This window comes from Desertihabitans aurantiacus (assembly GCF_003344635.1).
Taxonomy (GTDB): domain Bacteria; phylum Actinomycetota; class Actinomycetes; order Propionibacteriales; family Propionibacteriaceae; genus Desertihabitans; species Desertihabitans aurantiacus.
Map to the genome: position 1 here is coordinate 1 of NZ_QPKK01000093.1, position 12,966 is coordinate 12,966.

Below are 12,966 nucleotides of genomic sequence, written 5' to 3' on the forward strand. Positions count from 1 at the left end.
GCCCAGCTCAAGGCCGAGATCGCCCGCCACGCCGACCGGATGGCCACCGGTGAGCGGCTGATGGCCGCCGCCATCACCGCGGCGTTCTCGGTCATCCCCTGCGTGCCGTGACCCCGGACGCGGCCCCCGCCCCCGACCGGGAGCGCCGACGCCGGCGCTGCCGCCGGGGTGCGGGCGGCTGCGTCCCGCTGGCCCTGCTGCTGCTCCTGCCGCTGCTGTGGCTCGAGGGCCCCGGCCGCTGGGCCACCGCTTGGCTCCTCGGGCTGCCGGCGCTCGTCGGCCTGGTCGGGGCCGGACTGGCCGCGGCCGGCCGCAGCCTCCCGCTGGTGGGGCTCAACCTGCTCTGCGGGGTCGCGTCGGTGCCGGTGCTGCTGGTCGTGGCGACGCTCGTCCTCGGACCCTGAGGGGCCGCGAGTGGCACGGTCCCGGGCATCCACCGTTCGGGATCGCCCAGGACCGTGACACTCGTCCACCCGGACGGGTCGTCGGCGCGATGGGCGACCGGCCGGGCGTCAGCCGTCGGCAGGGGGGGCGTCCAGACGGGCCGCCAGACGCTTCGGCGCCACCAGCCGGAAGGCGGCCTGCACCAGCTCGGTGACCCGGTCCCCGTCCACCTCGACGTCGAGGTAGACGCCGAGCCAGCCCCGGTGGCCGACGTAGGGCGGACGGAAGAACCGCTCCGGCTCGGCGGCCACCAAGGCGTCCCGCTCCTCCGCGAGCGCCGCGCACCAGAAAGCCAGCCGGTCGTCGTGGTGGTGGTCGGCGAGCATGACGAACACCCGGTTCCGGACGAACCAGGTGGGTTCGCCGTGGCTCAGCCGCTCCGTCACCTCGGGCAGGGCGAGGCAGGTCTTCCGCAACCGCTCGACGGCGTCCATGCCCCGATCGTGCCCCTGGTGCGCCTCCGCTGTCAGCCCCCCGTCCCAGGCCGGTCCTTGCAGCGCTGCAACGTGCCGTTCACCGGCGCGACGGCCGTTGTTGCGCCACCGCGGGGGTCGGACGTCACCCGCCTGGCCTTGGCTGGTGGCTCGTGCTGACGACGCAGACCCCCTCCCGACCCTCCGGTGCGCCGACGCGCCGGCGGGTGACCGCCGGCCTCGCCGGGGTGACCGTCCTGCTCGCCGTGGTGTCGGGGACGCTCGTCCCCACCGCCACCGTGCCGACGGCGACCGCCGTCCCCGACCGGTCGTGGATGCCGGAGCAGCTGCCGTCCTGGGCGACCATCACCTCCCGCACGGCCACCGAGCCGGAGGCGGTCACCGACGGCGTCACCTACGCCAGCGAGGCCGTCGCCTCGGTCGAGGGCAACGTGCCGGTCCACGTGGTCACCGCCGACACCACCGACGAGAACGTCCGCCTCGGCGCCGTGGTGTCCAACGACACCGTGGTCGACCCCGAGAACGAGACCGTCTCCTCGATGGCCCACCGCACCGGAGCGGTGGCCGGCATCAACGGCGGCTACTTCCAGATCAACGCGTCCGGGCAGGCCAACGACGGCGAGATCGTCGACGGCGAGATCTGGAAGAGCCCGACCCCCGGTCACGAGGGCACCGTGTCGGTGCTGGAGGACGGCTCGGTCGTCTACGGCACCCAGGAGTTCACCGGCACGCTCGCGGTGCAGGACGGCCCGACCCGTCCACTCAGCTCGGTCAACCGCCTCGACGACGCCACCGGCGACGGCATCACCCAGATCACGCCCCGGCTTGGCGACGTGGCCGACTCCTGGTTCGGCGGCCCGCACGTGGTCGCGCTCGGCACCTCCGACGACGACGGCGCCACCATCCGGATCACCGAGGTCACCACCGTCGACGCGCTCTCCGGCGAGCACCACGGCCTGCTGGGCGGCGACCCGGAGAGCGCGAGCGGCCGGTGGATCGAGGAGAACCTCGAACCCGGCAGCGTCGTCACCACCACCCACCGGACGAGTCCTGACGCCGACATCGAGCAGCTGATCCAGGGCCCGGGCCGCATCCTGGCCGGCGGCGAGGTGTTCGCCGACCCCGACCACCAGATGCCCAGTGGCCTGCACCCGGAGTCGGCGGTCGGCAGCACCGCCGACGGGCGTCTGGTGATGGTGGCCCTCGACGGGCAGAAGACCGCCGACGTCGCGCTCGGCGTCGGCTGGCGTCAGGTGGCGACCTACCTGCAGTCGCTGGGCGTGGAGGACGCGGTGCTGCTCGACGGCGGCGGCTCGACCGCGATGGTCGTGCGCCGACCGGGTGACACCGAGGTCTCGGTGGCCAACGTGCCCTCCGACGGCGCGGAGCGTCCGGTCGCCAACGGGCTGTTCGTCTACTCCACCGCGACCGAGCCGGGACCCGCGGTCGAGGTGTCGGTCAACGGCGGGGAGGAGCTGTCGACCGCCGCCGGCGTCACCTCCGAGGTGAGCGCGTACGCCGTCGACGCGCACGGCAACCCCAGCCGCGACGAGGTGACGGTGACCGCCAAGCCGCCCCGCTTCGGCGGTGCCTGGGAGGACGGCGCCTTCACCGCGGGATCGGCCGGGAAGGGCGTCCTCGTCGCCAAGGCGGGGAAGGCGACGGCCACCACCCGGCTCACCGTGGCCCGGACCTTCGGCCAGCTCGAGGTGGCGCCGGAGGTGAAGGGGCTGGCCAACGGCGCCCGCCAGGCCTTCACCGTGCAGGGCCGCAACGGTGACGCGCCCGCGGTCCCGGTCGACCCGGGCTCGGTGGAGTGGGCGCTCGACCGGGACGACCTGGGCAGCATCGACCCGGCCACCGGCGTGTTCACCGCCGCGGCCGAGGGCGACGGCGAGGTGCAGGTCACCGCCACTGCCGGAGGGCGCGAGGCGTCCGCGGTGCTGAGCATCGGGTCGGTGGTCCGCCCGCTCGTCGTCGCCGAGAACGCCGCGGACTGGCAGCTGCAGGCCGAGGGCGGCGCCACCACGGTGCCGGCCGACCGCTTCGCCGAGACGACCGAGGTCCCGCCGGACTCGGAGCAGGCCCGCGCCCTGCAGGTGGGCTACTCCTTCCCCGACGACCCCAACCAGCACCGGCTGCGCGCCACCCCGAACAACGGGGCCGGGGTGAAGCTGGAGAAGAACGAGCTCGGCCAGATCCCCCAGGACGTCCTGTTCACCTTCAAGGTGGAGAGCGAGACCCCGCAGCAGTCGTGGATCGTGCTCAACGTGGTGGACGCCGAGGGCCACCGGCTGGGGCTGTGGACCGCGCTGACCGCCGACCACTACGGCGAGTGGCAGACGATGGCGAAGAGCGTCAACCGCGGTGTCTTCACCGCCTACCCGCTCACCCTGGAGGACATCAGCTTCGTCGGGCAGTTCTCCACCGGTCCGGAGGAGGGCACCTTCACCCTGGCCGGGCTGGGGGTCAGCTACGACGTCGGCACCCCGAGCGAGACCCCGCCGTACGAGCCGATCGACCCCGACAACCCGTCCTGGCTGCAGTACACCCAGGACCCGGCCGACTTCCGCCCGGGCGGGGAGACCTTCGTCCTCGGCGACGACGGCCACCTGCTCGCCGGCCGCCCCGACGCCACCAGCGTCCAGACCCTGGCCGACATGGTGCGGCGCAGCGAGGGCGAGGCGTTCACCACGCCGAGCGGGCAGACCGTCGCCCCGCTGCCCGAGGCCGCCCGGCCCGAGGTGGCGGTGAGCCTGGGCGACATCTCCGACACCGGACGCGTCGAGGACCTGACCTTCGCCAAGCAGCAGTGGGAACGCTTCGGCGTCCCGCTCTGGGACGTCGTCGGCAACCACGAGATCAGCCAGGGCGCGATCCCGCAGAACACGAACTTCTACGACGTGTTCGGCCAGGACACCCACTTCTCCTTCACCCGTGGCGGGGCGACGTTCATCGGCCTGGACAACTCCAGTGCCTCGATCCTGGGCTCCGACCCGTTCCAGGTGCCGGCCGAGCCGCAGTACCCGTGGTTCGTCGAGCAGCTGGACGCCGCCGACACCCCGGTCGTCATGGTCGGGCTGCACTGGCCGGCCTACGACCACGCGCCCAGCCGGACCAACCAGTTCTCCAGCCGCTGGGAGGCCGAGCAGTTCCTGCAGATCATCCAGAACTACCGGACCGCCCACCCCGACCAGAAGGTGGTGGTGATGTACGGCCACTCCCGCGGGTTCGCCAACCAGCTCACCGACCCGCAGGGACGTCCCGCCGACGGGGAGACCGGCATCCCGCAGTTCACCATCGCCGACATCGGGACGCCGCCCTACGTGGCCCCCGACCAGGGCGGCTTCTTCCACTTCGCCCTGTTCCACGTCAACGCCGACGGCACGGTGCAGTACTCGATCGTGCCGATGCTGGAGTCGGTGACCATCGACCAGGGCGCGACCGACTCGCTGGGGCTCGGCCAGCAGCGGCGCTACACCGCCACCGCGGTCAACACCCGCGGCAGCGACATCGCCAACCCGCCCACCATGCCGGTGGCCGACCCGATGTCGCACGTGTGGGCCAGCAGCGACGAGTCGGTGGCCACGGTCGACCCGGTGAGCGGGGACGTGACGGCTGTCGCGGCCGGGACCACGACGATCTCGGTGAGCACCGGGGGTATCACCAGCGAGCTGCAGCTGACCGTCGGCTGAGGTCGGGAGCACCCGGTCAGCCACCGGGTGCTCCCGTCCCGGTCGCTCAGGTCAGGACGTCCTTGGTGCTGAACCGGCCGTAGGCCAGCGTCCCGAAGATGGCGACGTAGGCCAGCTGGAGCAGGGCGTTGCGGGTGAAGGAGTCGAAGGCGACCGGCTCGCGGAGCACGTCGGCGAAGCCGAACCAGTGGTAGCTGAAGAGGTAGGGGTGGATGACCTCCAGCTGCGGCAGCTGGCCGAGGATCTGGGCGGCGCCGGCGAGCACCACGGTGGCCGCCATCGCCCCGACCGGCACCGTGGTCAGTGACGAGATGAACAGCCCGATCGCGCTCAGCCCCAGCATCGACAGCGTCACGTAGGCCACCAGGAGCAGCAGCCGGCCGAGGTAGCCGCCGAGACCGACGACATCACCCGACAGCAGGGTGACCGGGCCGACCGGGAACAGCAGGGCGCCGATCAGTGCCCCGGCCAGCGCGATCACCCCGCCGGCGGCCAGGCAGAAGGCGGCGGCGCCGGCGTACTTGACGACCAGCAGCCGCAGCCGGCCGGCCGGGGCGACCAGCAGGTAGCGCAGGGTGCCGAGGCTGGCCTCGCCGGCCAGGGTGTCCCCCGCCACCACGCCGATGGTCAGCGGCAGGAACAGCGGGATGGACACCGTCATCGCGGTCAGCGAGACGAACAGCCCGTTGCTGGTGATGCTGCCGAGGAACGGCGGTCCCTCGTCGCCGGGGTTCTCGATCCGCACCGCCACCGCGATGAGGATCGGCACCATCGCGAGTGCGGCCAGCATGGCCTGGGTGCGCCGGCGGCGGAACAGCACCGCCAGCTCCGAGCCCAGCAGCGACCAGGTGCCGCCGCCGCGGCCAGGACGGGCGGTCGACGGCTCGAGCTCTTCTCGCTGCGTGGCGCTCACGCACCGATCCTGCTGCACAGGACCAACCTGGCCAACCCACCACGGGGGTGGGTGGGGTGGTCCGGAGTCGGACGGGTCAGGTGCGGGGTTCGCGGCCGGCGGGCTGTATGGGCTCGGGCAGCAGCGGGGACGGGTCGCGCAGGGGGACGCGGACGGGTTCGGCCGCGGTGACGGTGCGGGTGGTGCCGTCGACCACCACGTCGACGGGCTCGCCGCCGCGTTCGAGGGTGATGGTGGTGCCCTCGCGGGTGGTCTCCACCCGCAGCAGCCGGTCGCGCCAGGTGAGGCGGTAGGCGGTCCGGGTCAGCGTCGACGGCAGCAGGGGGGCGAGCTCGAGGTCCTCCCCGTCCTCCCGCATCCCGCCGAGGCCGGCGACCAGCGCCAGCCAGGTGCCCGCCACCGAAGCCATGTGCAGCCCCTGCGCGGTGTCACCGCGGACGTCGCGCAGGTCGACCAGGGCCGACTCGCGCAGGTAGCGCAGCGCCAGGTCGGGGTGCTGGGCCTGCGCGCAGACCACCGCCTGCACCGAGGCCGACAGCGAGGAGTCCCGCACCGTGCGGGCCTCGTAGTAGGCGAGGTCGGCGGCGACCTGCTCCGGCGTGAACCGGTCACGGCACCACCACAGCGCCTGCACCAGGTCGGCCTGCTTGAGCACCTGCTGGCGGTAGAAGCTGGCGTAGTGGTGGTGCTGCTCAATCGGGTAGGTGTCGCGCTGCTCGGCGAAGGGCCACTCCGGGTAGGCGGTGAAGTTCGCGTTCATCGGGTGCACCCCGAGCCCCTCGTCCCAGCAGATGTGGACGGCCTCCGCGGTCGCCCGCCAGCGGGCGGTCTCGGTGTGGTCCACCCCCAGCTCGGACGCCCGGTCCTCGTGGCGCCGGCAGGCCTCGGCGGCGCGGAGCAGGTTGGCCCGCGCCATCAGGTTGGTGAACACGTTGTCGTCGACCACGCCGGTGTACTCGTCCGGCCCGGTCAGCCCGAACAGGTGCCAGCCGCCCCCGGCGTCCTCGTGACCCAGCGACATCCACAGCCGGGCCGTCTCCACCAGAACCGGCAGTCCGCCGACGGCGGCGAGGTCGCAGCCGGTGACGTTCTGGTGCAGCCAGAAGGCGCGGGCGATGTCGGCGTTGACGTGCATCGCCGCCGTGCTGGCCGGCCAGTAGGCCGACACCTCCGCGCCGCTGATGGTGCGCCAGGCGAAGGTGGCGCCCTCCAGGTCGAGCACGCGGGCCCGGGCGCGGGCCTCGTCGAGGGTGCCGGCCCGCCACTGCAGCAGCCGGGCCGCGGTGTCGGGCCGCAGCAACGACAGCGCCGGCAGCACGAAACCCTCGATGTCCCAGAAGGTGTGGCCGCTGTAGCCGCTGCCGGTCAGCCCCTTCGCCCCCACCGGCGCCCGGGAGATGCAGGCCGCGGAGCAGAACAGCTGGAAGACGGCGTAGCGCAGCGCCTGCTGCAGCTCCGGGTCGCCGTCCACCTCGACGTCCGCGCGGGCCCACAGCTCGTCGAGCACCTGCCGCTGCGCGGTGGCCAGGCCGTCCCAGCCGAGGTCGAGGGCCGAGCGCACCGACGCGCAGGCCTCGGCCATCACCGAGTCGGCGTCGGCACTGGTCGACCAGCTGTAGCCGACGGCCTTGACGATGGTCAGCGACTCCCCGGCACCGAGGTCGGCGGCCACGGTGGTGATGACGTGGTCCGGATCCAGGTCGTGGGTCGTCCGGCCGCCCTCCACGAGGTGGTCCGCGGCCGCCGCGACGAGGATCCCGGAGCGGCGCGTCCGCGACACCAGCACGGCACCATCACCGCACGGACCCTCGGTCACCGGCTCGAAGGCGTGCTCGAGGGCCTCGCCCACCCTCGGGTCGTCGTTGGTGATCCCGGTCGGGGTGACCTCGCCGCCGTCGAGCTCCGACCGCACCACCACGTGCGCCGACCCGTCGAGCACCTCCACCCGGTAGCGGATCGCCAGCACCGACCGCTCGGCCAGCGACACCAGCCGGGACGAGGTCAGCTCGACCCGGGCGCCCGAGGAGGAGACCCAGCGGACCCGGCGCTCCAGCGTCCCTGACCGCAGGTCGAGGGTGCGCTCGTGCACCTCCGGCGGGTTCTCCCCGATGTCGAGCGGGACGCCGTCGACCAGCAGGTGCAGCGGGGTGCCGTCGGCCACCGAGACCATCGCCTGGCCCTCTTCGGGCTGGCCGAAACCGCCCTCGGGGTAGGACAGCGGGTGCGTCTCGTACACCCCGGAGAGGTAGCTGCCGCGGGCGCCGCTGGGGTCGAGCTCGTCCACCGTGCCGCGCACCCCGAGGTAGCCGTTGGAGAGGCTGAGCACCGACTCGGCGACCCCGACGGCGTCCAGGTCGATCCGGGGCTCGTGCAGCTGCCAGGGGTCGACGTCGAAGATGGGGGCAGGCACGGACGCTCCTCGCTCTCGTCGGTTCAGCGCTCGGGGCGCGTTCGAGGTCTACCCGCTCAGGGCGTCCTCGCGCCAGCCGGGTGGACCGGCGCGCAGAGCGGGGACTCAGCCGGCGACGTCGAAGCCCTCGCCGGTGAGGGCGACGTAGCGGTCCTCCAGCGTCTCCCCGCTCACCTCGACGCCGCGGACGCGGACGTCGGCCCGGACCAGCGCCGCCACCACCTGCTCGACGACGACGTCCTCACCCAGCGCGGCGACCAGCAGACCGGGGCTGGCGGTGTCCGGACGCAGACCGAGCGCGGTCAGCGCGGTCTGGGCCTCGGCCACGTCGGGGGTGCGCACCCGCACCTGCACGGCGCCCTCGGCGCGCAGCCGGTCCAGCGGGCCCTGCCAGACCAGCCGGCCGGCGCTCATCACCGCGACGTGGCTGCACATCTGCTCCACCTCCCACAGCAGGTGGCTGGAGACGAACACCGTGGTGCCGGCCTCGGCCAGCGAGCGGATCAGCCCGCGCACCTCCCGTGAGCCCTGCGGGTCCAGCCCGTTGCCCGGTTCGTCCAGCACCAGCAGCTCGCGCGGGGAGAGCAGCGCGTTGGCCAGCCCGAGCCGCTGCTTCATGCCGAGGGAGTAGGCGTGGGCCTTCTTGCTCGCCGCGTGCTCCAGACCGACCCGCTCCAGCGCCTCCTCCACCCGGGCGCGCCGGGTGCGGGGCGAGGTGGTGGGGTCGGCGGCGTCCAGGCGGCGGAGGTTGTCCCGGCCGGAGAGGAAGGGGTAGAACGCCGGCCCCTCGACCAGCGCACCGACGGCGGGCAGCACCTCTGCGGCCTGCTCCGGGACAGGACGTCCGAGCACCCGCACCTCGCCCGAGGTCGCCGCGGACAGCCCGAGCAGGATGCGGATGCTGGTGGTCTTGCCCGAGCCGTTGGGGCCGAGGAAGCCGAACACCGAGCCGCGCGGCACCGCGAGGTCGACGCCGTCGACCGCCTTCTGCGCGCCGAAGACCTTGGTCAGGCCGCGGGTCTCGATCGCGAGATCGGTCGCGGGGGATCGCCCTTCGACAGGCTCAGGGCGCTGGGAGACGGGCGCAGGGCGTTGTACCGGGTCGTCCGGGGTCACCGGGCGGCGGCGACCAGGGTGTCGACCGGCACGGCGCCGGCGAGCACGCGGCCGTCCTCGGTGATCAGCACCGAGACCAGGGACGTCTGCAGCGCGCGACCGCCCTCGACCGGCACGGTCAGCTGCTGCACCATCGCGTCCTCGGGCACCTCGCCGACGGGCAGCTCGACGACGGTGGCCCAGTCCTGGCCGGTGACGACCGGCTCCGGGCCCTCGCGGTCGGCGCCCTCGTCCCGGTCGCGGGCCGGGCCGTCGTGCTCGGGCAGCGTCTTCTCGACCACCTCGGCCCCGGCGGGCGGGGTGAACTCGAACCGGTCGGCGTCCGGGGTGGCGTAGTCGACCTCGGTGAAGCCGATCTGGAAGGCGGGCTCGTTCTGGCCGACGGCGCGGATGGTCACCGCCAGCGGCATCCCGGTCTCGGCGTCCACCGACAGGGTGGCGGCGTCGACCAGGGTCTCGTCGGTGCGCGGGTCCAGCGTCAGCTGGTAGACGGCGCGGCCGGCGACCGTGGCGGTGTCGGTGACCTGGATGTCGGTGCTGGGTCCGGCGGCCTCGAGCAGCCGGTCGGCCACCTCGGCCGGGGTGGCGCCGCCGTCCCCGACCGGGCCGCTCCGCTGGTGCTCGGGGAGAGTCGTGTGCACGGCGGTCTGGTCGTCGGAGGACCACAGCCACACGTCCTCGCCGTTGACGACGACGTCGCGCTCGGCCAGCCGGTCCATCACCTGGACGCGGCTCTTCTCCCCGTCGACGAAGACCCGGGCGGTGTGGGTGCCGGTGAGCAGGTCCGTGACCGACCCGTCGCCCTGGCCAAGCTGCTCGGGCAGCTCGGGCAGGCCCAGCTCCGAGGTCTGCTCGACCGTGCCCGAGAAGGAGGTGTCGTCGGCGGTCGCGATCAGCTCGAGCACCTGCTCGGGCGTCCGGTCGGGCAGACCGGGGTCGGCGTCCGCGACGAGCGGGACGGCGACGGCTCCTCCCACCACCAGCAGCGGTGCGGCCAGGGCGGGGATCCAGCGGGTGAGGCGCCTCATGCCAGCGAGCCTACGTCGCGCTGCGCGGGACACCAGTAGTCCCCTGGTCGCAGATCGCGGCAGTCAGCCCTTGTCGAGGCTGCTGCCCTTGTGGGCGGCCTTCGCCCCGGTCTTCTCCGACTCGACCACGTAGTAGGGCTCGTCCTCGCTGGCGTTGAACTTCTGGCCCTCGAAGTGGAACTCCTTGGTCTTCTTCTCGACCACCGTGCCGGAGGTCCTGCCCTGCGAGGTGTTCCAGGACACCTCGTCGCCCTTGCTGAAGTCGGCCATCACTGCTCCTCGGTCAGCAGGCCGCGCACGTAGGCGGCCTGTCCAGCGTGCTGCAGGTCGTCGGTGACCACGCTGACCAGCCGGACGCCGAGCGTCACCGGCGGGTCGTAGGACTCGTCGACGACCCGGTCGAGGTCGTCCTCGCCCAGCGTCTGCAGGTAGGCGTCGGTGGCCTGGTGCACCGCGCGGTGGTAGCCGGTCAGCAGCTCGGCGTCGACGTCACGGACGGCGGCGACGTCGTCCACCCCCATGCCGTAGCCGGTCTCGGTGGGGTCGAAGGGGAGCCCGAACCGCTCGGCCCAGCCGTCGGCGGTCCAGACCTGCTCCCGGCCGGCCACCTCGGCGACGTGGTCGTCCTGCACCCGGGTGAGGTGCCAGACCAGCCAGGCGATGGTGTTGGCCCGCGGGGACGGCCGGGTGGCGAGCTGCTCGGCGTCCAGGCCCTCGACCGCGCCCTCGACGGCGGTCGCGATGTTGGCGTAGGCGGTGCGCAGGATGTCGGTGGCGTCGCTCACGGGTCTCCTTCACGTCGTCGGGTCGTCGGGGCACTACCCGTCGCGCACCCCGCTACGCACCCGCCCTCCCCCACCCCTCGGGTGAGTCAGGCGGTGGCGGTGGGGGTGGGGGAGGTGGCGTTGGCCGCGACGGGCGGCTCGCCGGTCTGCACCACCGGCTCCTCCAACGGGATCGCGGCGGCGAACTGGGCGTTGTAGAGGTCGAAGTAGGCGCCGCGGCGGGCCAGCAGCTGCTCGTGGGTGCCCTGCTCGACGATCGCGCCCCGCTCCATCACCAGGATGAGGTCGGCGTCGCGGATGGTGGAGAGCCGGTGGGCGATGACGAAGGACGTCCGGTCGGTGCGCAGCGAGCGCATCGCCTGCTGCACCAGCACCTCGGTGCGGGTGTCGACCGAGCTCGTCGCCTCGTCCAGGATCAGCAGCGCCGGGTCGGCCAGGAACGCCCGGGCGATGGTGATCAGCTGCTTCTCCCCGACGCTGACGTTCGAGCCCTCCTCGTCGATCACCGTGTCGTAGCCGTCGGGCAGCGAGTGCACGAACCGGTCGACGTAGGTGGCTTCGGCGGCCGCGACGATCTCCTCCTCGGTCGCGTCGGGACGTCCGTAGGCGATGTTGTCGCGGATGGTGCCGTGGAACAGCCAGGTGTCCTGCAGCACCATCCCGACGCCGGCGCGCAGCCGGTGCCGCGGCACCGAGGCGATGTCCACCCCGTCCAGGGTGATCCGACCCCCGTCCAGCTCGTAGAAGCGCATGATCAGGTTGACCAGGGTGGTCTTGCCGGCCCCGGTCGGGCCCACGATCGCCACCGTCTGCCCGGGCTCGGCGACGAGGTCGAGCCCGGTGATCAGCTCGGTGCCGGGGGAGTAGGAGAAGGTGACGTCCTCGAAGACCACCCGGCCGGTGCGCTCGGGCATGGCGAGCTCGCCGGACGCCTCCGGGCTCTGCTCCTCGGCGTCCAGCACCTCGAAGACGCGCTCGGCCGAGGCCACGCCGGACTGCAGCAGGTTCGCCATCCCGGCGACCTGGGTGATCGGCTGGGTGAACATCCGCGTGTACTGGATGAAGGCCTGGACGTCACCGAGGTTCATCGAGCCCGACGCCACCCGCAACCCGCCGACGACGGCGATCGCGACGTAGTTGAGGTTCCCGATGAACATCATCAGCGGCATGATCAGCCCGCTGATCCACTGGGCGCCGAAGCCGGCCCGGAAGAGCTCCTCGTTGCGTTCGGCGAAGACCTGCTCGACCTCCTTCTGCCGGCCGAACACCTTCACCAGGGAGTGTCCGGTGAAGACCTCCTCGATGTGGGCGTTGAGCTCACCGGTGGACTTCCAGTTCTGCACGAACCGCTTCTGCGACTGCTTGCCGATCAGCACGGTGACGACCATCGAGACCGGGATGGTGACCAGCGCGATGAGCGCCAGCAGCGGGGAGACCACGAACATCATCACCAGCACGCCGATGACGGTGAACAGCGCGGTGAGCAGCTGGCTCAGCGTCTGCTGCAGGGTCTGGGAGACGTTGTCGATGTCGTTGGTCACCCGGCTCAGCAGCTCACCGCGTGGCTGGTTGTCGAAGTAGCGCAGCGGCAGCCGGTTGATCTTGGCCTCCACGTCGCGGCGCAGCCGGTAGACGGTGCGCTGGACGGCGCCGTTGAGCAGGTAGCCCTGCAGCAGCAGCAGCAGCGAGGAGAGCAGGTAGAAGCCGAGCGCCAGCAGCAGCACGCCGCCGAGCCGGCCGAAGTCGATGCCCTGGCCGGGGACGAGGCCCTCCAGCCCGCTGACCAGGTCGGCGAAGGTGTCCTGCCCGGACGCCCGCAGCTGCTCGACGACCTGCTGCTGGGTGGTGCCGGCGGGCAGCTGGCGGCCGATCACGCCGGTGAAGATGACGTCGGTGGCGAGGCCGAGGATGCGGGGCCCGACCACGTTCATCGCCACACCGACCAGGGCCAGCACGATGGTGCCGACCATGATGGCGCCCTCGGGCCGCAGCCGGGCGGTCAGCCGCTTGAGCGAGGGGCCGAAGCTGATCGCCTGCTCGGCGGCGCGGGGGCCGCCCATGAAGCCGTCGCCGCCGCGGTGCTGGGGGCGCGGCGGGGCCTTCAGCGGGGCGTCGCCGCCGCCGGTCGGCTCGGTGGCCGG

At 72.9% G+C, this 12,966-nt stretch carries 10 protein-coding genes; 2 read left to right on the top strand and 8 right to left on the bottom strand.

Annotation, left to right across the window (positions count from 1 at the left end):
• The first annotated feature begins 107 nt into the window (after positions 1 to 107).
• Positions 108 to 404 carry a hypothetical protein gene (locus DVA66_RS09450; protein WP_114559859.1) on the top strand — a complete coding sequence of 99 codons (297 nt, stop codon included), beginning with the start codon at positions 108 to 110 and terminating at the stop codon, positions 402 to 404.
• A gap of 108 nt (positions 405 to 512) precedes the next feature.
• Here DVA66_RS09450 and DVA66_RS09455 read toward each other — a convergent pair whose 3' ends face one another.
• A complete protein-coding gene (locus tag DVA66_RS09455) occupies positions 513 to 878 on the bottom strand; it encodes an MmcQ/YjbR family DNA-binding protein (protein WP_114559860.1) in 366 nt (121 codons plus the stop codon).
• Positions 879 to 1,084: 206 nt separating this feature from the next.
• Between DVA66_RS09455 and DVA66_RS09460 the strand changes: the two genes are divergently transcribed.
• Complete coding sequence (locus tag DVA66_RS09460) at positions 1,085 to 4,573, top strand: phosphodiester glycosidase family protein (protein WP_114559861.1); 3,489 nt, start codon at positions 1,085 to 1,087, stop codon at positions 4,571 to 4,573.
• A gap of 46 nt (positions 4,574 to 4,619) precedes the next feature.
• On the opposite strand, the gene DVA66_RS09465 is transcribed toward DVA66_RS09460, so the two are convergent.
• From DVA66_RS09465 to DVA66_RS09495, 7 genes are all read right to left on the bottom strand, one after another.
• Positions 4,620 to 5,486 (bottom strand): ABC transporter permease, encoded by an 867-nt coding sequence (locus DVA66_RS09465; RefSeq protein ID WP_198671623.1) that lies wholly within the window; start codon positions 5,484 to 5,486, stop codon positions 4,620 to 4,622.
• Between the two features lie 76 nt (positions 5,487 to 5,562).
• Positions 5,563 to 7,896 carry a glycoside hydrolase family 65 protein gene (locus tag DVA66_RS09470; RefSeq protein WP_114559862.1) on the bottom strand — a complete coding sequence of 778 codons (2,334 nt, stop codon included), beginning with the start codon at positions 7,894 to 7,896 and terminating at the stop codon, positions 5,563 to 5,565.
• A 105-nt stretch (positions 7,897 to 8,001) separates the two neighbouring features.
• The gene (locus DVA66_RS09475) at positions 8,002 to 9,012 is read right to left on the bottom strand and encodes an ABC transporter ATP-binding protein (protein ID WP_114559863.1); all 1,011 of its coding nucleotides are present in this window, start codon (positions 9,010 to 9,012) and stop codon (positions 8,002 to 8,004) included.
• Positions 9,009 to 10,040, bottom strand: coding sequence for a LolA family protein (locus DVA66_RS09480; RefSeq protein ID WP_114559864.1), 1,032 nt, complete (start codon positions 10,038 to 10,040; stop codon positions 9,009 to 9,011). Before DVA66_RS09480 ends, DVA66_RS09475 begins: the two co-directional genes overlap by 4 nt.
• A gap of 63 nt (positions 10,041 to 10,103) precedes the next feature.
• Positions 10,104 to 10,310 carry a hypervirulence associated TUDOR domain-containing protein gene (locus DVA66_RS09485; RefSeq protein WP_114559865.1) on the bottom strand — a complete coding sequence of 69 codons (207 nt, stop codon included), beginning with the start codon at positions 10,308 to 10,310 and terminating at the stop codon, positions 10,104 to 10,106.
• Positions 10,310 to 10,825: a mycothiol transferase gene (locus DVA66_RS09490; protein WP_114559866.1), complete on the bottom strand. Its 516-nt coding sequence runs from the start codon at positions 10,823 to 10,825 to the stop codon at positions 10,310 to 10,312. Before DVA66_RS09490 ends, DVA66_RS09485 begins: the two co-directional genes overlap by 1 nt.
• Before the next feature lie 86 nt (positions 10,826 to 10,911).
• Positions 10,912 to 12,966: ABC transporter ATP-binding protein (locus DVA66_RS09495; RefSeq protein WP_408608901.1), on the bottom strand; the 2,055-nt coding region annotated here is incomplete at its 5' end.

Coding starts and splice junctions, on each gene's coding strand:
- DVA66_RS09455 (WP_114559860.1), bottom strand. CDS start 878: ATGGACGCCGTCGAGCGGTTGCGGAAGACCTGCCTCGCCCTGCCCGAG.
- DVA66_RS09485 (WP_114559865.1), bottom strand. CDS start 10,310: ATGGCCGACTTCAGCAAGGGCGACGAGGTGTCCTGGAACACCTCGCAG.
- DVA66_RS09480 (WP_114559864.1), bottom strand. CDS start 10,040: ATGAGGCGCCTCACCCGCTGGATCCCCGCCCTGGCCGCACCGCTGCTG.